Source organism: Enterococcus sp. DIV1444a, from assembly GCF_051712125.1.
GTDB lineage: Bacteria > Bacillota > Bacilli > Lactobacillales > Enterococcaceae > Enterococcus > Enterococcus faecalis.
In genome coordinates, this window is sequence record NZ_JBIOOG010000001.1 from 1,976,571 (window position 1) to 1,999,451 (window position 22,881).

Annotated in this window: 20 protein-coding genes; 2 read left to right on the forward strand and 18 right to left on the reverse strand. The window is 36.6% G+C overall.

Annotated elements, in window-relative coordinates; all coding sequences use genetic code 11:
• Positions 1–151: 151 nt before the first annotated feature.
• The 15 genes from IGI87_RS09480 to IGI87_RS09550 all read right to left on the reverse strand — a co-directional run bounded on the left by IGI87_RS09480 (position 152) and on the right by IGI87_RS09550 (position 17,920).
• Positions 152–1,087, reverse strand: a complete 936-nt coding sequence (locus IGI87_RS09480) for a DUF5655 domain-containing protein (protein WP_438736821.1) — start codon at positions 1,085–1,087, stop codon at positions 152–154.
• Between the two features lie 92 nt (positions 1,088–1,179).
• Positions 1,180–4,536 carry a DEAD/DEAH box helicase family protein gene (locus tag IGI87_RS09485; protein WP_438736823.1) on the reverse strand — a complete coding sequence of 1,119 codons (3,357 nt, stop codon included), beginning with the start codon at positions 4,534–4,536 and terminating at the stop codon, positions 1,180–1,182.
• Positions 4,537–4,566: 30 nt separating this feature from the next.
• Positions 4,567–5,733 carry a restriction endonuclease subunit S gene (locus tag IGI87_RS09490; protein ID WP_202524639.1) on the reverse strand — a complete coding sequence of 389 codons (1,167 nt, stop codon included), beginning with the start codon at positions 5,731–5,733 and terminating at the stop codon, positions 4,567–4,569.
• A gap of 10 nt (positions 5,734–5,743) precedes the next feature.
• The gene (locus tag IGI87_RS09495) at positions 5,744–7,201 is read right to left on the reverse strand and encodes a type I restriction-modification system subunit M (RefSeq protein ID WP_202524640.1); all 1,458 of its coding nucleotides are present in this window, start codon (positions 7,199–7,201) and stop codon (positions 5,744–5,746) included.
• Positions 7,202–7,646: 445 nt separating this feature from the next.
• Complete coding sequence (gene sufB / locus IGI87_RS09500) at positions 7,647–9,041, reverse strand: Fe-S cluster assembly protein SufB (protein ID WP_002356769.1); 1,395 nt, start codon at positions 9,039–9,041, stop codon at positions 7,647–7,649.
• An 18-nt stretch (positions 9,042–9,059) separates the two neighbouring features.
• The gene (gene sufU / locus IGI87_RS09505) at positions 9,060–9,527 is read right to left on the reverse strand and encodes a Fe-S cluster assembly sulfur transfer protein SufU (protein ID WP_156210125.1); all 468 of its coding nucleotides are present in this window, start codon (positions 9,525–9,527) and stop codon (positions 9,060–9,062) included.
• On the reverse strand, positions 9,514–10,749 hold the full coding sequence (locus IGI87_RS09510) for a cysteine desulfurase (protein WP_156210124.1): 1,236 nt from the start codon (positions 10,747–10,749) through the stop codon (positions 9,514–9,516). Before IGI87_RS09510 ends, sufU begins: the two co-directional genes overlap by 14 nt.
• A complete protein-coding gene (gene sufD, locus IGI87_RS09515) occupies positions 10,746–12,032 on the reverse strand; it encodes a Fe-S cluster assembly protein SufD (RefSeq protein WP_002368983.1) in 1,287 nt (428 codons plus the stop codon). The genes IGI87_RS09510 and sufD overlap by 4 nt, the downstream gene beginning before the upstream one ends.
• 14 nt (positions 12,033–12,046) lie before the next feature.
• A complete protein-coding gene (gene sufC / locus IGI87_RS09520) occupies positions 12,047–12,817 on the reverse strand; it encodes a Fe-S cluster assembly ATPase SufC (RefSeq protein WP_002356763.1) in 771 nt (256 codons plus the stop codon).
• Between the two features lie 369 nt (positions 12,818–13,186).
• On the reverse strand, positions 13,187–13,744 hold the full coding sequence (gene frr, locus IGI87_RS09525) for a ribosome recycling factor (protein WP_002356762.1): 558 nt from the start codon (positions 13,742–13,744) through the stop codon (positions 13,187–13,189).
• A 3-nt stretch (positions 13,745–13,747) separates the two neighbouring features.
• Entirely contained in the window at positions 13,748–14,470 is a 723-nt protein-coding gene (gene pyrH, locus IGI87_RS09530; protein ID WP_002356761.1) for a UMP kinase, read from the reverse strand.
• A 260-nt stretch (positions 14,471–14,730) separates the two neighbouring features.
• A complete protein-coding gene (tsf, locus tag IGI87_RS09535; protein WP_002356760.1) occupies positions 14,731–15,612 on the reverse strand; it encodes a translation elongation factor Ts in 882 nt (293 codons plus the stop codon).
• Positions 15,613–15,717: 105 nt separating this feature from the next.
• Positions 15,718–16,503, reverse strand: coding sequence for a 30S ribosomal protein S2 (rpsB, locus tag IGI87_RS09540; protein WP_002356759.1), 786 nt, complete (start codon positions 16,501–16,503; stop codon positions 15,718–15,720).
• 183 nt (positions 16,504–16,686) lie between these two features.
• Positions 16,687–17,124, reverse strand: coding sequence for a GNAT family N-acetyltransferase (locus IGI87_RS09545; protein ID WP_438736826.1), 438 nt, complete (start codon positions 17,122–17,124; stop codon positions 16,687–16,689).
• A gap of 19 nt (positions 17,125–17,143) precedes the next feature.
• Positions 17,144–17,920: a TrmH family RNA methyltransferase gene (locus IGI87_RS09550; RefSeq protein WP_438736828.1), complete on the reverse strand. Its 777-nt coding sequence runs from the start codon at positions 17,918–17,920 to the stop codon at positions 17,144–17,146.
• 106 nt (positions 17,921–18,026) lie between these two features.
• Here IGI87_RS09550 and IGI87_RS09555 point away from each other — a divergent pair, with 106 nt between their 5' ends.
• Positions 18,027–18,302: an acylphosphatase gene (locus IGI87_RS09555; protein ID WP_104854766.1), complete on the forward strand. Its 276-nt coding sequence runs from the start codon at positions 18,027–18,029 to the stop codon at positions 18,300–18,302.
• 166 nt (positions 18,303–18,468) lie between these two features.
• On the forward strand, positions 18,469–19,401 hold the full coding sequence (gene yidC / locus IGI87_RS09560; RefSeq protein WP_104854768.1) for a membrane protein insertase YidC: 933 nt from the start codon (positions 18,469–18,471) through the stop codon (positions 19,399–19,401).
• 34 nt (positions 19,402–19,435) lie between these two features.
• Here the strand turns inward: yidC and IGI87_RS09565 are convergent, their stop codons facing one another.
• The 3 genes from IGI87_RS09565 to glyQ are packed head-to-tail and all read right to left on the reverse strand — an operon-like array spanning position 19,436 to position 22,660.
• On the reverse strand, positions 19,436–19,627 hold the full coding sequence (locus IGI87_RS09565; protein WP_113794407.1) for a DNA-directed RNA polymerase subunit alpha C-terminal domain-containing protein: 192 nt from the start codon (positions 19,625–19,627) through the stop codon (positions 19,436–19,438).
• A gap of 38 nt (positions 19,628–19,665) precedes the next feature.
• The gene (glyS, locus tag IGI87_RS09570) at positions 19,666–21,750 is read right to left on the reverse strand and encodes a glycine--tRNA ligase subunit beta (RefSeq protein WP_438736830.1); all 2,085 of its coding nucleotides are present in this window, start codon (positions 21,748–21,750) and stop codon (positions 19,666–19,668) included.
• 1 nt (position 21,751) lies between these two features.
• Positions 21,752–22,660: a glycine--tRNA ligase subunit alpha gene (gene glyQ / locus IGI87_RS09575; RefSeq protein ID WP_002379669.1), complete on the reverse strand. Its 909-nt coding sequence runs from the start codon at positions 22,658–22,660 to the stop codon at positions 21,752–21,754.
• Positions 22,661–22,881 lie beyond the last annotated feature (221 nt).

Below are 22,881 nucleotides of genomic sequence, written 5' to 3' on the forward strand. Positions count from 1 at the left end.
TTTTAGGGGACTGAACCTTTCAGCAACGGGTTAGTGGTTTCTACAAGTTTCAACAGCTTCTAAATGCTATTAGCTCAACATCCGTTGTTTTGGGCGGTACCATGAAATTCTGATGATTTTTCGGGATTGGTGCTAGTTTGGGTGTTAGTAATTACCTTAATTGCTGCTTGTGATATCGCCAAGATTCCTTAATTAAACTAGCAATATACTCAATATTTTGATTGTTTTTCATAATAATTTCATAATCACCATTTCCCCAATGACCTGTCTCACTTACATTTCGAGTTATATTTTCAGGATCATTTAGTTCTCCATGTTTTAGGTTAATCCAAATTTTTAGAGCTCTTTTCTGAATTTGAATATCTACTATGTTACGTTTTAATTTAAAAGAATTATATAATTTGACAGGCTTGATTCGAATATTACTATCCCAGCTCAAAATAATTTCTTTTAATTCTTCATAAAGCTCTTGAACATCTGCTGAACCTCTCTCAAGGTGTTCTTCTTCTGTATAAACTATAATTTCTTTAGATAAACCTTTCTTGTTTGCTTCTCCCTGATTACTCTGCTTATTAACTTTAGCCTGCTTTAAATTAGTTTTGTTTAACGTTTCAACATCTATCAAGCCGTTTTCATATTTTTTAACTGTCACCAAATCAATAGGTAAATCGGGATTATTAACTGCTCCCTGTTGATAATTAGTGTAATCATTCGCTATAAAAATGACTCTCGTTTGTGACCATTCGATTTCACTAATACGCTTTAGTTGATCTGGATACTGCTCATTATAATTCAAAACGAATTCCCCTTTATGAGCTAATAATGAGTTTAGATATGCATAACCTTGATCAATTACACTGAACCGCTTCCCTTTTTTGTACTCAATGATTACAAAACTCTTGGTTTCTTCATCATAAGCTACCGTATCCAGCCGAAAATTATCTACAGAAAATTCAGTAGCCACAAATTTTAAATTGAACAACTTTTCTAAATTCGATTCTACTAAAAATTGTAATTCCTTTTCTTTAGCAAATGGTACTTCTTGAATTTCTATCATTTCATGTTTATTAATGTGATAGAGAACCAATAGAACACCTCCATTTTTAAGATACTACATAGAATTTCATATTGAACTTATCTAATAAAGTACATTTCCTAAATTAGCTAGTAACAGATATGTTAATTAATAATCTTAGCATTGTTATTAATTAAATCTATTGACTGAATTAAACTATCCACTTGTCCCTGATTATCTCCAAATAAATTGACAATCGTTCCAATACGCTTAAAAGGATCTTCCAGAAGTTGCGCCTTCTCCAGATAACCATTCTGAACGACATAATCTATAATCAATTTAATAAATTCTGATTGTTGTGAGTTCAGATTTTCAGTAGATAAAAAATCGGAAAATACAGCTTTGGCAGCACCTTTATCTAATCCTATCAGCTCCCTTACTAAGAGAGTCACTGATTTTTCTCCATAACTTTTTTCATATTGATCTTTTGAACCTAGTTTTTCCCAGAGAACTTCTTCTAGCATTTCTACATCTTTCTTGGTCAATGGACGGTTGTGATGTAATTTGTAGACAGCAGTATTATCCAAATGTGTTCTGATATAATTTTCGACTTTCTCTTTGTAACTACGCAAGTCATTTACTTTTAGAAGCGGTGCATCATCTTCATGTAGCGAGATAACTACATCTTCAAAATTAGTGTAATAGACTTTTTGTGTGTACTTAGGGATAAAACGAATTAGCTCTCTTAATGCTAAGCGAACTTCTTCTAGCGCCTCAAGAGTTGGCTGCTCCCAAAATTCTGGTTCTTGAATTTTTTTAATCAACTCTTTTTGCTCCAAAATCTGAGGGATTGTTCCTAATTTTTGAAGTTCTTGAGCACTTTCCATTACTTGTCGGATTGCTCGTGTTGCATTGCTCTTTGTTAATGTTGATAATTCAATAGTAAATAGCCATAAATCAAATCGCTTAGCAAGTTCATCATCCTTTTCCGGTTTAATCAAAGGTGAAATATGTTTTTTTAAATCATTAACATTTAAAATGGTTAGTGTTTTCCATGAATCTAATTGCGAGAATTTATCCACATATTTGATTTTCATACGAACCATAAAATAATTTTGATCTAGCTGTTGGACAAATGAAAACAACTGATTAACTAGTTCGATGCGATATGAAATAAATGAAGATTCTTGATACTGTATGGCTTGAAGTTCATAAATCAATTCAACTTTTAAATTAAAGAGCCTTTGAGTCAATGGAGTCACAAGTCTAGCTTCTCCTATTTCCTTATCTTCTCGGAAAAATTCAAAATTTCCACCATAATCAAAAATTAGAAACCCTTCTTTGTCTTGCCCTGGACCAAATAGATTTTCACAAAGTCTTGTCCCTCTCCCCAGCATTTGCCAAAATTTGATTTTCGATCTGACCTTTTTGAAAAAAACTAAATTCACTACCTCTGGCACATCAATACCTGTATCAAGCATATCAACAGAAATAGCAATTTGAGGATACTTTTCTTTCACTGAAAAAGTATCAATCAAACTTTGGTAGTAATTGACACTATAGTCAATAACATCAGCATAACTGTCTCCTTTATAAGGAAAAAGGAGGTCAAACCGTTCTTTTATCATTTCTGCGTGACGATGATTTTTCGCAAATATAATCGTTTTTCCAATCTCGTCACCACTAGAATCTTGTATTCCTTTGTTCATTACTTCTTTTAAAACAAGGTCAATTGTATGTTTATTAAACAGCCATTCATTAATTGCTTCAGGATCAATATCTTTAACCTCTGGTTCATCTTCAAATGTATCATCAAAAGCTTGTTTTTCTTCCTCGGTTAAATCCTTATAATGAATACCTTCACTAGGAATTTTTAGTTCTGTTTCAATCGTTTTGTATTTTACTAAAAAGCCATCATCTACTGCATTGTCCAAATCGTAAGCATATGTTGGAACACCATCTTCTAAGTTAAAAAGTTCATAGGTATTTTTATCAATGTCTTCTCTCGGTGTTGCGGTAAGCCCCACAACCAAGGAATCAAAGTAATCAAAAATAGCATGATATTTTTGATAAATACTTCTGTGTGCTTCATCAACAATAATCAAATCAAAGTGCCCAACCGTAAACAGTCGATTTGCTTCATGTTTAACTGAATCAATAGCATTCATCATTGTTGGATATGTCGAAAAAATCATTCGACTGGTACGTGGATTATTCTTCTCCGTATTCGCTTCCAATAAGTTGCATAACGTAAGATTTGGCAACAGCTGATTAAAGTTACGAAAAGCTTGTTTTACTAAAGATGTGCGATCGGCTAAAAACAAAATATTTTTAACCCAATTTGCTTGTGTTAATACATCAACAATAGAAATAACCGTTCTTGTTTTTCCACTTCCTGTTGCCATCACTAGTAGTGATTCACGCTGCCTTTGCTCAAATGCTTCACAAGTATTAATAATTGCTTCTTTTTGGTAAAAACGATTCGTTATATCATCGTTAATAGTTATCGAGTTTAATGATCGTTTTGTTTCTCTTCGATCAATGATTAGTTGCAGTTCATCTTGTGTATAAAAACCAGATACTTCTCTAGCTGGATAGGGATCTTCGATCATCCACGTTTCAAACCCATTTGTATAGAAAACAATAGGTTTTTGACCTTTCTTTTTTCCTAAAAGCTCAGCATAAAGCTTTGCCTGCTGTCGCCCTTCTTTAGGACTTTTCATCGTTCTTTTTGCTTCGACAATCGCTAAAGGTAGCCCATTTTTCCCATATAAAACATAATCAATTTTCCCGAAGCCAGATTTATTAGGCATTCCTTCAATTTTCTCTTCAATTTCAATAGTTTCATCGAATTTCCAACCAGCAAGTCGTAACTCAATATCAATATACCGTTTACGTGTCTCACTTTCAGAAATTTTATCAACATGAAAATTGTAGTTTCCTGATTCAACTGTACTTTTTCGTTTGTTCATGAAATCTACACGTGTTTCATCTGGTAGAGCTTGCTGCAATTCTTTAAGTGGCGGATCAGTCACATTAATTTTTTCTGTTAGCTCTCCTAGTTGACGCGGTGATTCTTTTTCTTTGATAGTTGTTGATAAATTAAGGACAATCTCATTGAACGTCCTATCTTGATAATTTTCGCCATAACAATAATCAATCCATAAAATAAATTGGAATAGATTTTTTATAGCTAATACAGCCTCTTCTCTTTTGACTGTAGCATTATTATGTACAGCAACATTTCCGAGTTTAATAATAAAACGAATAGCAGGCAGTAAATTGGGATGAAGTATATCTTGAAACTCACGATGATTGACTAATGAAGATAGATTATCACGATAAGGAACTTTCAACTCACTATCAAATTGATAAACCCACTTAACTGAAAGTTCAAGCGCACGTCGGCAGCAAATTGCTGCCATAATCGTGCTGAAATTCATTGCTTTTTCTGTATCAATACAAGCTTGGGCAAAGCCTTGATAATCTTTATCTGTTAACAAAAAATCAAAATTCCCCATCTTCTTCCTCCTTTCATTCAATGTCTGAAATTATTCTTCTGGAAAAAGCTCTCCACGAAATGCTTTTTTCATTAAAGCAGAAAAATTATTTTCCATTTCATGTAAGCTTTCTTCCATGAGTTTCTTTTGCGCTTCGATTTCTTCAACTATGGAAGCAAATTTTTTTTGAATCAAAATATTAGGAATGTTTATTTTTAAAGACATAAACTGTTTCTGAGATATATTTTTCATTGAACCACTAGTCCCTGAAGCGTTTCTACGAATCGAATCTCTAAAATAACTTTGCTGTAATGTTTTCCATAAATAAATTGGATCTACATTTTCCATAACATGTAATTTCCATAGTCTATCAGGTAACGTTAAAAAATCGCTATCCTTCCAAACATAAGCTGATGCCCCCACCAATTCTTCTGTATTCATTCTACTAACCAAAACATCACCTTTTTTTACAAACGTACTTTCAGGTGGATCATATTCGCGAGGCAAATTTTTATATTGAGAATCATCAAAATATCCGTAAGAGACTGCACTTGTCTTCAAAACTTTAAAAGTACTGATTTCTTCTGAATAGTAGCTTTTTCCAGTTGAAATTTTCTCCACAACATCAGAAACTTTCATAGTATCGAAGGTCTCATTCTTATTGATTTGACAATATACACTTTGGATTAACTTATCCATTTCAGCAATTTGTTCTTTGCGTTTTTCGATCAAATCTGAAGATAAATCGAGTGTATCAGCTATTTTATTTTGTATTTCTAAATTGGGTAAGTTAATCTTGATTTTCTTTAAATCTGTTATATTAAAGCTTGCTTGATTCACAGATTTTTTAGATATTCTCAATATCTCAGCATTAAACTGTTGAGTTCTAAAGTAATTGAGTAAAAATTTTGGACAAACCATTTTTTTTGGTCTCAAACATAATAAATTCATCCCATGGATGACATTATCTTCGAGACTTTCAACAATAGCTACTTTTCCCAAATGTTTTAAACTGTTGATATGAGACATTAGAATATCTCCATCTTTTAAATAATACGATTCGTATTTAGAATCAAATATATCTGCATATCCGACTTTATCAAGGTCAATATTTCCAGTAGCAATTGTCTCTATCCTAGTAATCGGGACACCAGAACCATTGAACTGCTTTATTGAAGCTCCATTTCTAATAAACTCAAATACTTCTTCTAACGACATTTCCATACCTTCATATCCTCTCAGCCAAATCTTCTAACCCCTTTAAAATTTGCTTCTCTAATATACTTATTTTTTTGATAATATTTTCTGGTTCTTCATACTCCACTTCTTCATATTCAATCTCTTTATACTTATTAATACTTAAGTCATAATCATTTTCTTCCAGTTCTTCAACCGGAACCATAAATGATTGTTCTGTACGTTTACGTTCCATTTCCTCTTCACGATTTTTGAAACGATCCACAATATCAGGTATGTCATTTTCTTTTATTGGATTACGTTTATCATCTAAACTATAACCATCAGCCTGCATGTCATAAAACCAGACATTGTCTGTACCACCAATTTCAGTCTTAGTGAAAATTAAGATGGCTGTTGAAACTCCAGCATAAGGTTTAAATACTCCGCTTGGCATTGAAATGACTGCGTCTAATTTATTATTTTCAACAATTTCTTTCCGAATATCTTTATGAGCTTTAGATGAACCAAATAATACGCCATCAGGAACAATCACTGCTGCTCTTCCTCCAGGTTTTAACGTTCTCAAGAATAAAGCCAGAAAGAGTAATTCAGTTTTCTTCGTTTTAATAGAAGCTAACAAGTCATTTGCTGTTGTTTCATAATCCAAAGAACCTTTAAATGGTGGGTTAGCTAATATCAGAGAATATTTTTCTCGTTCCAAATTATCTTGTGAAAGAGAATCCTGATATTCAATTTGTGGATTATCCACTCCGTGAAGCATCATGTTCATTGCACCAATTCTTAACATCGTACTATCCATATCATTTCCATGAAACATATTATTGTGATAATGCTTACTTAATATTGAATCTAAAAATAATTCTGGATGATGTTTTCTAACATACTCGCTCGCTGCAACTAGAAAACCTGCCGAACCCATAGCTGGGTCACTGATTATATCTTGGGGGGTAGGTGCCATCAACTCTACCATCATTTTTATAATATGACGTGGCGTACGAAATTGTCCATTCGTTCCAGAAGTAGCTAGTTTAGATAAAAGATACTCATAAATATCCCCCTGCATATCTCGATCTTCGGTAGGCAATTCCTCTAAAGCTTCAACCACTTTTTGTAATGTTCCTGGTTTATTAATTTGAAAAATTGCATCTTTCATATATCTTGAAAAAGCAGTATCATCATTTTCACCATTCAAATTTTTTATAAAAGGAAAAATTTTTTGTTGCATCAAATCGAACATCTCTTGTGCATCCCCTAAGTCTTTAAATGTATGCCAACGATATTCTGGGTATTTTTCAGGAAATACTGATTTGTATTCTAAATTCAATACTTTACTATTTTTTTCTTTCTCTAGTTCTGCACGATCTAAATCTTTCATGAACAGTAAATAAGTCAACTGTTCTATATTAGTTAATGGATTAGTACTTCCTTCCGTCCATAATGTTGTCCAAATATTGTCAATTTTACTCTTAATCGTTCCTGTAATCATTTTTTATTTCTCCTTATCTAATATTTACAATTGCTAAAAACTATTAGGCACATATATTTTTCATATTACTTCTTCTAGTTATATATTCCCTACAATTATAACATCAATTAAACAAGAAATACATTTAGTCTTTAGTTTAGAAAAGCACTTTTATTAATTCTTCAATAGAAGAAAATCCTCCATGAAAATCCCCATTTTTTTATCTTCTATTACCTACAAGGTTCTTTATTACTTATCTCTATTAATGGGCATCTCTAATCATCAATTTTTCTACAGTGCATTCTACAAAATAGTAACATAAAATCAACTTAATTTTACTTTAATATAATTAAATTACACACACTAAAAAGGTTTCAACACTTTCTTTAAAACCCCTACTTTTCTTTTTAAAAAAAAAACGGCTATAAACGTTGTTATACCAACATTTATAGCCTATATTTAAAAACTATCCGACTGACCCTTCCATCTCATAACTAATCAAGCGATTCAACTCAACCGCATATTCCATCGGTAATTCTTTCGTAAATGGTTCAACAAAGCCCATAACAATCATTTCTGTCGCTTCGGCTTCGGATAAGCCGCGACTCATTAGATAATATAATTGTTCTTCAGAAATTTTTGAAACTTTGGCTTCGTGTTCTAAGGAAACTTGGCTGTTATGGATTTCGTTAAACGGAATCGTATCTGATTTTGATTTTTCGTCCATGATAATCGTGTCGCATTCGATGTGGGAAATCGAGCCTGCGCTGTCTTTGCCAAAAGTCACTTGGCCGCGGTAGTTAACTTCGCCGCCGTCTTTAGCAATTGATTTTGAAACAATTGAGCTAGAGGTATTTGGCGCATTGTGAATCATTTTGGCCCCAGTATCTTGGATTTGGTTAGCACCAGCAAAGGCAATCGATAACATCGTGCCACGGGCGCCTTTGCCATCTAAGTAAACGCTTGGGTATTTCATGGTTGTTTTAGCTCCTAGGTTCCCATCAATCCATTCGACAGTGGCACCTTCGTAAGCTTTAGCACGTTTGGTTACTAAGTTGTAGACGTTATCTGACCAGTTTTGAATAGTGGTATAACGACAATAAGCATCTTTTCTAGTGAAAATTTCTACGATGGCCGCATGCAAGCTGTTACTTGAATACGTGGGTGCCGTACAACCTTCAACATAGTGAACGCTGGCCCCTTCATCGACAATAATCAAGGTCCGTTCAAATTGGCCGGTATTTTCAGCGTTGATTCGGAAATATGTTTGTAATGGTACATCAACTCGAACGCCTTTTGGTACATAAATAAAGGTTCCACCTGACCAAACAGCTGAGTTTAAAGCAGCCAGTTTATTATCTGTTGGTGGCACAAGTTTTGAAAAATACTCTTTGAATAAGTCAGGATATTCTTTTAAAGCAGAGTCAGTATCTGTAAAAATGATGCCTAATTTTTCAAATTCTTCTTTCATGTTGTGGTAAACAACTTCTGATTCATATTGAGCAGAAGCCCCAGCTAGATAAGCACGCTCAGCTTCGGGAATCCCAATTTTTTCAAAGGTTTCTTTGATTTTATCAGGTACATCATCCCAATCGCGTGCGGGTTTGTCACTCGGTTTTTGGTAATATTTAATTTTACTAAAGTCAATATCTGACAGGTCTGGACCCCATTCTTGCATGGGCATTTTATTGAATTGTTCTAACGATTTTAAACGGAAGTCAAGCATCCATTCTGGTTCGCCTTTCACGCGAGAAATTTCGCGAACGACGTCTTCTGTTAGGCCGTCTCCGGTACTAAAGACTGGTTCCACATCGTCGTGAAAGCCAAATTTATATTCTTCTAATTCAGGTACTGTACTCAATTCGTCGTCACCCTTTCTTTATTTTTCACAATGTAAATGACCGGCTTCCCCTTGGCCGTTATTATCAACAGCCTGCTCTAAGGCTTTCCAAGCCAAGGTTGCACATTTAATCCGAGCTGGAAATTTAGCTACGCCGCTTAACATTGCTGCATCGCCTAATTTTTCATCTTCGGCCACTTCATTTCCTTGAACAAGTTGAGAGAAATCCTCTGCTAAGGCCGTTACTTCGGCGATTGTTTTTCCCAAGACCGCATCAGTCATCATACTAGCACTGGCTGTACTGATGGAACAGCCACTTCCTTGAAAGGCGATATCTTTAATCACACCGTCTTCAATGGCCACATCCAGTTCAATCACATCTCCACAAGTAGGATTATTCAGTTCAATTGTTTGGCTAGACGCATCTAGCGTTCCGTGGTGATGTGGGTGGCTAGAATGGTCCAAAATGACTTGGCGATATAAGTTATCTAATTTAGAAAGTGCCATGCTGGAAAAACTCCTTTGTCGCTTTAATCGCTTCAACTAAGCGATCTGCGTCTTCTTTGGTATTGTATAAATAAAAACTTGCCCGTGCGGTTGCTGGCACGCTCAAATAGTTTAATAACGGTTGCGCGCAATGGTGACCCGCTCTGACAGCGACCCCTTCCATATCTAACGCCGTAGCCACATCATGTGGATGTAAACCTTCAATATTAAAAGCAATCACACCTGTGTGGTCTTTTGGATCCTGTGGACCATAAATCGTCAAGCCCTCGATAGCTTGCAACTTCGGCAAAACATAGTGAACAAGGGCTGCTTCATGTTGATGAATGGCCTCTAAACCAATTTCTGTTAAATAATCAATGGCGGCACCTAAGGCAATTGCCCCGGCAATATTAGGTGTGCCAGCTTCAAATTTCCAAGGAAGCTCTTTCCAAGTACTTTCTTGAAGATGAACAAAGTCAATCATTTCGCCACCAAATTCCACAGGTTCCATTTGTTCCAATAAATGACGTTTGCCATAAAGGACACCAATTCCAGTTGGTCCACACATTTTGTGACCACTAAATGCATAAAAATCAGCATCGATGGCTTGAACGTCCACAGGCATATGAGGAACTGCTTGCGCGCCGTCTACCACCATCACAGCGCCATTTTGATGAACTAATTGTGTTAATTCTTCGATTGGATTAATGACCCCTAACACATTTGAAACATGAGCAATCGAAACAATTTTCGTTTTTTCTGTAATTTGTTGACGTGCACTTGCCATGTCTAAAAAGCCGTCTTCAGTGACGTCTATATACTTCAAAATGGCCCCTGTACGTTGAGCTAATTGTTGCCAGGGAATAATGTTTGAATGATGTTCCATGTAAGATATGACGATTTCATCCCCGGCTGTAACTGCCAAGTCACCATAACTTTTGGCAATCCAATTCAAACTGGTTGTTGTTCCTCGTGTAAATAAAACTTCCGCTGTTTCTTTGGCATGGATAAATTGGCGAACCTTTTCGCGGGAGGCCTCATAGTCCTTCGTTGCTCGTTCGGCTAACGTGTGCACCCCACGATGAACATTGGCATTATCGGTTTCATAATAATGTCGTAAAACATCTAACACCGCCGTTGGTTTTTGGGTTGTCGCAGCATTGTCTAAATAAACTAGCGGTTCATCATTAACTTCTTGAAATAAAATAGGAAACGATTGACGAATGATTGCTGCATCCATCATGCGTTTAACTTCCCTTCAATTACTTCTACAAATTCATTTTGTACTTCTTTAACTGGAATTGCTGTAATGACAGAACCTAGGAAGCCACGAATCACCAAACGTTCCGCTTCTTCTTTACGCAAGCCGCGGCTCATTAAATAATACATTTCTTCTGGATCTACTCGACCAACGCTGGCTGCGTGTCCGGCAGTCACTTCATTTTCATCAATTAAAAGAATTGGATTGGCATCACCACGAGCTTTATCAGACAGCATTAAAACACGACTTTCTTGCTGTGCGTCGGCTCCTTTTGCTCCTTTTAAAATGTGGCCAATTCCGTTAAACGTTAAAGTACCACGTTCACGAATAACTCCATGTTGTAAAATATGACCAATCGAATGTGGCGCTTTGTTTGTCACTCGTGTGTCGATGCCTTGTGTTTGTTTACCTGCACTAATTGCAACGACTTTAACTTCTGAATGAGCGCCTTCGCCAACTAAATCAGAATCAAAATCAGCAACAACATCGCCATCATTCATGACGCCTAGAGCCCAATCAACAGAGGCATCCCGCATAATATAGCCACGACGATTCATATAAGTCGTTACAGTTTGCCCTAATTGATCCACAGCTGAGTATTTAACTTTTGCGCCATCTTTCGCAATCACTTCCACAACAATATTTCCAGAAGCTTTCTCTGCGTGATGACCAGTTGATTGAAAACGTTCTAAATAACTGAATTCACTATGATTATCTGCAACGATTAAAACATGTTTAAAGAAAGGTTGGTTGCTATCTGAATCCTGAATAAACAAAGATTCAATGGGCTCTTCAATCACTACGTTTTTAGGAACGTATAAGAAAACGCCACTATTCATGAAAGCTGCATGAGCTGCTGTCAGCTTATCTTCTTCTGGTAATACAGCTTTAGTCATATAGTATTCTTTAACTAATTCTGGGTGCTCTTGTAAAGCAGTAAAAATGTCTGTAAAAATTACCCCTTGTTCCGCTAATGAGGCTGGCAATTGCTCAAAAGCATGAAAAGATCCTTGTTGAACAATTAAAGGATTGTCTTTCATTTGATCAAAACTTGCGACATTTCCTTCAGAAGGCACATAACTTTCCATGTGAACATTTAATAAAGGCCAACGATGAAATTTCACACGATCAATATGTGGTAACTCACTTTCGTCAGCGTTTTTTAAAGCCGTTGTTCGCAATTCAGTCATCCAAGCTGGTTCTTCATGTTCTAGTGAAAAAGCGGTGACTTCGTCAAGATAATCCATTAGATTTACTTTTTTCATTTATCTTGTCCTCCTTACGCTTCTTCTTTGTAATCAATACCTAATTCTTGGCTGATACCAGCATAGCCTTCTGTTTCTAAACGTTTTGCCAAATCAGCCCCACCGGTTTTCACAACGCGGCCTTCCATCATGATATGAACAACATCTGGCGTGATATAGTTCAATAAGCGTTGATAATGGGTAATAATTAACGCACCAAAGTTCTCGCCGCGCATTTCATTAACCCCTTTAGAAACAACTTTTAACGCATCGATATCTAAGCCTGAATCAATTTCATCTAAAATGGCAAACGTTGGCTCTAACATCAATAATTGTAAAATTTCATTTCGTTTTTTCTCGCCGCCAGAAAAACCTTCGTTTAAGTAACGCTCAGCCATTTCTTCAGGCATATTTAATAATTCCATTTTGCTATCTAATTTTTTTAAGAACTGCATGACTGACATTTTGTTGTCTTCGTCACGTTTTGCATTGATTGCTGCACGCATGAATTCAGCGTTGGTAATCCCTGGAATTTCACTTGGGTATTGCATTGCTAAGAATAAGCCTAAGCGAGCGCGTTCGTCTACCTCTAAATCTAAAACGTTGACGCCGTCAAATAGAATTTCTCCTTCTGTGACTTCATAGTTGGGATTTCCCATAATTGCTGCTGATAAAGTAGATTTACCAGTTCCATTAGGTCCCATAATTGCATGGATTTCTCCAGTATTAATTGTTAAATCGACTCCTTTTAGAATCTTTTTATCTTCAATTGATACGTGTAAATTTTTGATTTCTAACACAGACATGTACAATTCCCTCCAACTTGTTTTAATCGTTTTTCCGTTCTCACTCATTTTAGCCTAATTGAGAATGAATCGCAAATTACAATTGCTAAAAATAACAACTCTTATCATCAAATTTTAGGATTCAATTTGTGAAGAAAAATTTTAAAAGGCTGATATTTCAAAGTTTCTCTATATTTTTAAGTGATCCTCCCTACACAAAGAAAAAAATTCTGGTAGAATAAAAAAATTTATTCAAGAAAGCGTTTTCTTAAATAATTACTTTAGAATGACTTTCGCAAAGAGAGCGTTGAGATACGCCTTCCTCATCTATACAAAAAAATCCAGAGCATTTGCTTCTCTGGATTCAATAATTTTTATTAGTGATTGGTTTTATACTTCTAAAAGTTCTTGTTCTTTTTCAGCAGTAATCGCATCGATATTTTTGATGCTATCATCTGTTAATTTTTGAACATCTTTTTCAAATGAACGTAATTCATCTTCAGTGATGTCGCCATTTTTTTGAGCTTTTTTCAACTCATCCATTGCATCACGACGAACGTTACGAACAGCAACTTTTGAGTTTTCCGCTTCTTTTTTCACGTCTTTGGCTAATTCTTTCCGACGTTCTTCCGTTAATTGTGGAATCACTAAACGGATGACATTTCCATCATTGGTTGGGCTAATGCCGATATCACTCATTTGAATAGCTTTTTCAATGTCAGCGATAGAATTTTTGTCAAACGGTGTAATCATTAATACACGTGCTTCTGGGATATTGATACTTGCTAATTGGTTAACTGGTGTTGGTGCACCATAATATTCTACTTGAATACGGTCTAATAGACTTGCGTTCGCACGACCAGCACGAATTTGACCTAATTCACGGCGTAAGCTTTCTTCCGCTTTTGTCATTTTTTCTTTGGCTGTTGCTAAAACTTCTTTAGACATTCTTTATTTCCCCCTTACAGTTGTTCCGATATTTTCACCAAGGATGGCACGACGGATATTTCCTGCTTCATTTAGGTTAAAGACAACTAAAGGAATATCGTTATCCATACTTAATGAGCTTGCTGTTGAATCCATTACTTGCAGCCCTTTAGAAATAACATCTAAATGTGTTAGTTCTTCAAATTTTGTCGCTGTTTCATCCACACGTGGATCTGCAGAATAAACACCATCAACATTGTTCTTCGCCATTAAGATGACGTCCGCATCTACTTCTGCAGCTCGTAACGCAGCCGTTGTATCTGTCGAGAAGTAAGGATTTCCTGTTCCTCCGGCAAAAATAACAACGCGGCCTTTTTCTAAATGACGTTCTGCACGACGACGAATGTATGGTTCTGCAATTTGACGCATTTCAATTGATGTTTGAACACGTGTAGGCACACCAAGATTTTCTAATGTATCTTGCAATGCTAAGGCATTCATCACAGTAGCTAACATGCCCATATAATCTGCTTGTGCACGTTCCATGCCCATTTGAGCACCAATTTGTCCACGCCAGATGTTTCCGCCGCCAACCACGATGGCCATTTCGATACCTAATTCATGGACCTCTTTAATTTCTTGGACGATTTCTTTAATGACTGGTGGTTTAATGCCAAAACCGTCTTCTCCGGCTAGCGCTTCTCCACTTAACTTTAATACGACACGTTGATACTTAGGTTTAACCATCATAATTCCCTCCAAGATTCTCTAAAAATCATTCAATTCCTCATTTAGATGACTTTTCACCAAAATGATTTTTTAGACCAAGCAGTGCGATCCACTGGTTTTGCCTAAAAAAAGGGAGCGCATATCAAAGTTATGCGTTCCCAAATGGCTGAAAGACTGCCTTGAATCAAGCAGTAATCAATTTATGCAGCTTCCTTTGGGGATCGCTGTCTGTTTAGATACTTATGATTCACGGCTTTTCAACCGAGCGTTTGATGCTCTTAGTTTTTCATTTGGCTCATTACTTCATCCGCAAAGTTATCTTCACGTTTTTCGATACCTTCGCCAACTTCAAAACGTACGAATGATTTCACTTCGCCGCCTTTAGAAGCAACAAATTTTTCGACAGTCATATCTGGATCTTTAACAAATGGTTGGTCAACCAAAGCGATTTCTGCTTTGAATTTTTGTAGACGACCAACAACCATTTTTTCAACGATATTTGCTGGTTTACCTTCGTTTAATGCTTGTTCAGTTAACACAGCTTTTTCGTGTTCTAATTCTTCTTGAGGAATTTGAGATTCGTTGACATAGCGAGGGTTGATTGCCGCGATGTGCATAGCAACATCTTTCGCTACTTCTTCGTCAGTTGTGCCATCGATAACTGTTAATACAGCAATACGGCCACCCATGTGTAAGTAAGCGCCAAATGCAGCATTGTCAGCTTTTTCGACAACTTCAAAACGGCGGAAGCTGATTTTTTCACCGATAACAGTTGTTGCTTCGATTAAATCAGATTCGATTGTGCCTTTTTCAGTTTTAATAGCCATTGCTTCTTCCATCGTAGCTGGTTTGTTTTCAGCAACTTTAGTCGCAATATCTTTAACTAAATCTTGGAACATTTCATTTTTAGAAACGAAGTCAGTTTCTGAGTTTACTTCAACGATTGCTGCAACGTTACCTACAGTTGCTACGTTTGCTAAACCTTCAGCCGCAATACGGTCATTTTTCTTCGCTGCTTTAGCCATACCATTTTCACGTAAAAAGTCTACGGCTTTTTCCATGTCGCCTTCTACTTTTACTAATGCTTTTTTAGCGTCCATCATTCCAACGCCAGTCATATCGCGTAATTCTTTTACCATTTTAGCTGTAACGTCTGCCATTATTTGTGTCCTCCTCGGATATTATCAATTCTTTTTAAAAAAGCTATCTCAAAGGAGAATCAGGCTTTTTGTCGCCTAGCCTTTGAGACAGCTCCGTAATCATTATTATTCAGCTGATTCGTTGTTTCCTTCAACAACATCAACGATTTCTTCGATTGAAGTTGCTTCTGGTGTTTCTTCAACGAATAACTCTTCAGTTGCTTGGTCTTCCCCTTGGTTACCTTCGATGAAAGCGTCAGCCATTTTAGCAGTGATTAATTTCACGGCGCGGATTGCATCATCATTTGAAGGGATTACAACATCGATCTCATCAGGATCACAGTTTGTATCAACCATTGCAACGATTGGAATGTTTAATTTGTGTGCTTCTTGAACAGCAATGCGTTCTTTACGTGGGTCAACGATGTACATTACATCTGGAATTCTTGGCATATCAGCGATACCACCTAAGAATTTTTCTAAACGTTCACGTTCTTTGTTTAAGCCAGCAACTTCTTTCTTAGGTAAAACTTCGAAAGTGCCGTCTTCTTCCATTGCATTGATTTTTTTCAAGCGAGCAATACGTTTTTGGATTGTATCCCAGTTAGTTAACGTACCACCTAACCAACGATGGTTTACATAGTATTGACCAGCGCGGATTGCTTCATCTTTGATTGCTTCTTGTGCTTGTTTTTTAGTTCCTACGAATAAAGCAACGCCGCCTTCTTCTGCAACGTTTTTCATGTAATCGTAAGCTGCATCTACTAATTTCACTGTTTTTTGTAAGTCAATGATGTAGATACCGTTTCTTTCTGTGAAGATATATTTCTTCATTTTTGGGTTCCAGCGACGAGTTTGGTGACCAAAGTGTACGCCGGCTTCTAGTAATTGTTTCATAGAAATTACTGCCATGTTGTGTTTCCTCCAGTTTGGTTTTTATTTTCCTCTTCTTTTCGTCAACTCCTTGAAGAACTACCGTAGTAGCACCACTTCGCAGATGGAAAAGAATGTGGATTTCGTGTGTGAAAATCACACCTTTAACAGTATAAGATATTTTCAGAAAAATAGCAAGTCTTAAAACTAGAAATATCGCTCCTACTGCGCTTGCCAAACAAGCTGACATTCTTCGTTTCCTGTTTCATCGGTGGTTCGCTTTTGTTGGACAAAGCCTTGTTTTTGATAAAAAGCATAAGCTGCTTGATTTTCCCTGTAAACAGCCAAAGATAAGACATCCTGTTCTTCTTTTGCTACTTCCAGTAATTTCTGACCGATGCCCTTACCTTGAAACGCTTTTTTTATAAAAATTCCTGCGATATAGTTATCCATTAAGCCTAAAAACCCAATTATCTGACCCGCTTCTTCTGCTAAGATTAGTGTTGCTTTTGGTAACGCAGCGCGGACTAATGCCTTATTTTCTTGCCAATAAGTTGGTGCGACAAATGGATGAGCTTCTAGATTCGTTTGCAGCCAAATAGCCATAATGGTTTCTAATTCTTTTTCTGTTAACTGGGTTGTCTTTTTGATAGTCAGCATTTTTTGACACTCGTTTCTGTTATTGATTATTTTCAAAATAAAACATTAACACACCCGCTGCGATAGCGACATTCAATGATTCTGCTTGACCTTTCATTGGAATATAAAGATTTTTCGTGGTTTCTGCTAACAATTCTGGCGAAACCCCGCTACCTTCATTGCCTAAAATCAACGCATAATTTTCCACTGCCTCTTGTTCATAATAAGCAATCGCAGCTTCATTTAGTTCTGTACCGAAAACTGGTAGACCTTGCTTCTTGAATGCCTGAACCACTTCAGTCAACTCTCGTTGGAGAACTGGTAAATGATAGTGGCTTCCCTGCATTGAGCGTAACACTTTTGTATTGTAAATATCTGCTGTGCCCTTACCTAAAATCACGCCTGCTAAACCTGCTGCATCAGCTGTGCGAATCATCGTACCAACATTACCAGGGTCTTGGATATTATCTAAAAGTAACCAACCACCTTTAAAAGAAAGCGACTGCTCTTGTTGCGTTTCCAAGGTGACAATTGCCAAAATCCCTTGTGAAGTTGGCAGCTCCGACAAACTATTTAAAACCTCATCACTTACAAAAATTAATTTTTCTGTTTCTTGTTCAGCTAACCAAGTTCCCCATTCTTGTTGACCTCTTTGATTAAACAAAATCCACTGGACATTGGCATTGGCCTTCACGGCTTCTTCAACTAAATGAAATCCTTCTATTATATATTGGTTCAGTTCTTCTCGGTACTTCTTTTTGTGTAATTTTTTCCATTCTTTTAATTGGTTATTTTTCGTTGATGTAATTTCTTTCATAAGTCACCTCGCCTTTGTATTATAGCATGCTTCTAGCTTGCTTGGATACTTGCTAGAACCAAGAAAAATCGCTATCATAAAGAAAAAAGCAAAGGAAGTGTCTCTCATGGAAAAACTAAGAATGAATGTACAAGGGCGTGTCCAAGGTGTTGGCTTCCGCTACATGACCAAAATGGTGGCAGATCAATTAGGTGTCACTGGTTCAGTGAAGAACGAAGACGACGGGTCCGTTTCAATCACAGCAATTGCACCTGAAGACATAATGGAAACATTTATCAAAAAAATCAAAGATTCCCCCAGTCCAGCGGGACGTGTAACGTATGTTGATATTCAAGATGACCCTTTGTTAGAAGAGACGGAACAATTTAAAGTGATCCAATAAACTCACTTTCTAACAATTGATTCCTTTGGAAAGAAGCCTTGAACAGCAAGTAGTTCCTGCTTTTTATTGATTTTTGTGAGAGCTTCTTTGCGATTTTGATTGAAAAAGAGCGCTGTTTCAAGTATAGTTAACCATGTAAAAATTTTTTAGAAAAGGACCGAATTACATGCGTAAATTAAACCGATGGCTTTACGGCTCTGGCTTACTATTTTTAGTAATGTTTTTATCAGGCTGTGTGAAAACAGGAGCAGATGGACAACCAACTGGTGAAGGTTTTGTCTATAACTTCCTTGTTTTACCGATGAGTAATGCAATTACTTATCTTGTCGATAACTTTAATTGGAACTATGGTTGGGCGATTATTTTTATCACCATTATCGTACGGATCATTATTTTACCGTTAGGCTTACATCAATCGAAAAAAAGCTTTATCCAAACGGAAAAAATGCAAGCAATCAAACCTCAAGTGGATGTTGCACAAGCAAAAATGAAACAAGCAAGTACGCGTGAAGAACAAATGGCCGCACAAGCAGAACTACAAAAGATTTATAAAGAAAACAATGTGAGTATGGTTGGCGGAATTGGTTGTTTGCCTTTATTAATTCAAATGCCTATTTTCTCTTCTCTGTTCTTTGCTGCTCGTTATACAAAAGGTATTGCCACAGCAAGCTTCTTAGGAATGAATTTAGGGCAACCAAGTATGATTTTAGTGGCATTAGCTGGTTTAGCCTATTTAGCTCAAGGCTATATTTCAATGATTGGTATTCCTGAAGAACAAAAGAAAACAATGAAATCAATGCTGATTGTTTCACCATTAATGATTGTTTTCATGTCCTTTAGCTCACCTGCAGGCGTAGCGCTTTACTGGGTAGTTGGTGGTATTTTCACATGTATTCAATCTGCCATCACAAATATCCTCTTACGTCCAAGAATTAAAAAACAAGTACAAGAAGAATTGAAAAATAACCCACCAAAACAAGTGGTTACTCCTATTAAGGACGTGACACCCAAAGAAACAAACAAAGTAACGCAAAAAACGAACCAACCAAAAGCAAACGGCAATAAAGGTCGCAATGCTGGAAAACAAAAACGTAAATAAAAAAAGGATCGCCGTTTGAGAGGCGATCCTTTTTTTATTTCAATTCTTTGCCAGTCATCTCTTCAATGGTTCGAATAGACTTAGGACCAAAGCCGTGCAACGAAAGTAACGCTTCTCGGCCTCGTGCATAGAGTTCATCCACACTATCGATTTTTTCATTCGTTAGCGCACGAACAGCTGGCTTTGATAATTGCGTTAAAATTTGTTCCAACGTTGTTTCTGACATGCTGGTGGTTCCTCCTTAGCGGTCGAAAGCAACGCTTTTTATTTTACAATTAATAAATCTAAGCTAGCAATTGATAACGCCATTTTAGCAATTTGCATTAATTGTTTTAATCGATTTTGTTTGACTTTTTCATCCTCAACCATGACCATCGTTTCATTGAAGTACGCATCAATTAACGGACGTAGGTTTACTAGTGCTTCATAGTTTTCTGCAATCGTGCGTGTCGCAAAAGCTTCTGACAAATCGTTAACCGCTTGATATAGTTCTTTTTCTGCCTTATTTTCAAACAGACTTGGATCAATCCCTTCTTCAGCATCGCCTAAAAGTTCTTGCCCTTTTTTCGCTAAATTAATAACACGCGTTAAGGCTTCCATTGATGGTTTAAAATCTTGATCTTCAAAACGGCTTTTTAAAATATTCGCTGAAGCAAATAATTTCGATAAATCGGCTTGCTCAGCAGACACCACTGCATCGATAATGTCATGGCGAACGTTTTTCGTCATTAATAATTGACGTAAGCGAGCTTTTACAAATTCAACGACTTCTGCTTGTCCTTCGTTTAGTAGAACGCCATATTTTTCAACATCTTGATTCACTGCTTCATCAACTTCTGTTTGTAATTGGACTAATGGGAAGGTCCAGCCTTTATCTTCAATAATTCGGATAACGCCATAGGTTTGACGACGAAGTGCATAAGGATCGTTAGAACCCGTTGGAATCATACCAACTGAGAAGAATGAAAAGACGCTGTCAAGCTTATCAGCTAAAGCTAAAACAGCTCCGATTGCTGTTTCTGGCAATTCACCTTCACTGGAAGTTGGTAAATAATGTTCTCGAATCGCCGTCGCTACGGCTGGTTTTTCGCCTTGTAATAAAGCATATTTTTCTCCCATAATACCTTGTAATTCTGGGAATTCACCAACCATATTTGTTACTAAGTCAAATTTATAAATTTCAGAGGCACGTTTTAAATCTTCCAATTCCTCCTCAGATAAGCCAACTTTTCTACCAATGATTTGTGCAATTAAAGCAACCCGTTGCATTTTTTCATAAATTGAGCCAATCTTTTCATGGAAAGTCACATTTTTTAGTTTTTCAACACATGCTTCAATCGTTAATTTTTTATCTTCATTGTAAAAGAATTCTGCATCTTCTAAACGAGCAATTAACACTTTTTCATTTCCTTTAATCACGTTTTCAAGGTGAACATTATCCCCATTGCGAACAGCGATAAAATGCGGCATTAATAAGCCTTGGTCGTTACGAACTTCAAAGTAACGTTGGTGTTCTTTCATAGAAGTCACTAATACTTCATCTGGAACAGATAAATATTTTTCATCAAAACTGCCTACAAATGCAGTTGGATATTCCACTAAATTCGTAACTTCTTCCAATAACTCTTCATCTAAAGCCAACTGCCAATTTTTTTCAGCAGCAAGTGCGTTCGCTTGATCAACAATCATTTGTTTCCGTTCATTCGGTAGCACCACTACAAATTGTTCTTTTAATTTTGCTTCATATTCATTGGCATGTTGGAACGTCACATCGTCTCCCAAGAACCGGTGGCCACGAGAAGTTTGCCCTGTCGTCACGTCTAACACTTTGAAAGGAATTACTTCATCATCAAGTAGTGCCACAATCCAATGAATTGGACGAATATATTCGAAATCATAGTTTGCCCAGTGCATTGTTACCGGGAAAGTTAGACTTGTAATCACGTCATTTAATTTTGTTAATACCTCTTTGGCACTTTGGCCTTTGGTAAACTTCGTCACATAGACATATTCGACACCATTTAATTCTTTGAAAACAATGTCCTCAGTTGTGACTCCTTGGCCGCGTACAAAACCTTGTGCAGCTTTTGACCAATTTCCTTCAGCATCTAAAGCAATTTTTTTCGCTGGACCTTTTACTTCTTCTTCAACATCCGCTTGTTTTTCAGGAATCGCAGTTACTTTCACGGCTAAACGACGAGGTGTGGCAAAGGATTGCACTGTCTCATAGTCTAAATGATGTTCATCTAAAAATTTGATTACTTTTTCTTCAAGTTGGATACGGCTTGGTGTGACAACATGTGCGGGCATTTCTTCTAAGCCAATTTCTAATAATAAATCTTTTGCCATGTTATTCTGCCTCCTTGGATACACTTTGATCTTTATTTAATAATGGGAACCCTAATTTTTCACGTTCAGCCACAAAAATTTTCGCTACGGAACGAGCCATATTCCGAATGCGGGCTAAATATCCTGCACGTTCTGTTACAGAGACGGCACCGCGAGCATCTAATAAATTGAATGTATGGCTACATTTTAAAATATAATCATAGGCTGGATGAACTAAGCTTTCTTCAATACAGCGTTTAGCTTCTTTTTCAAATTTGTCAAAGTTTTCTAAAAGCATTTCTTGGTTACTAATTTCAAAGGAATATTTTGAATGCTCATATTCAGGTTGGACAAAAATTTCACCATATTTAACGCCTTGTGTCCATTCTAAATCATAGACACTTTCGACTTCTTGGATGTATGATGCCAGGCGTTCTAACCCGTAAGTAATTTCAGAAGTGACAGGATGACATTGTAAGCCGCCAACTTGTTGGAAATACGTAAATTGAGTAATTTCCATGCCATCTAGCCAAACTTCCCAACCTAAACCAGCACAACCCATTGAAGGATTTTCCCAGTTATCTTCTACAAAACGAATGTCATGTTCTAATGGATCAATTCCTAATAATTTCAAACTTTCTAGATAAAGTTCTTGGATATTTTCAGGAGAAGGCTTCATTACAACTTGGAATTGATGATGTTGGTATAGACGGTTCGGATTTTCACCATAGCGTCCATCAGCTGGACGACGAGAAGGTTCTACGTAGGCAGCGTTCCATGGTTCAGGTCCAATGGCACGTAAAAACGTGTAAGGACTCATAGTACCGGCTCCCTTTTCTGTATCATAGGCTTGCATTAACATACAGCCATTAGATGACCAAAATTTTTGCAAGGTTAAAATCATTTCTTGTACGGTTAACTTGTTTTTCATTGTTTTCCTCCTTGGAATATTTTTTATAGACATAGGGATTGGCTTTGCTTCGGGAATGTAAATTTAAAAAGGGCTACAGAGAAACAATTTTGTAGAATGGGGTCATTTTTATTCGGTTACAACGTTCCACATCTGCTCCATGTTTTTGGCTAAACAGTTTGTTTTAAAATAGAGGAGACAACGTTCCCTTTGGTCACCTTGTGCTGTTCCACATCTGCTCT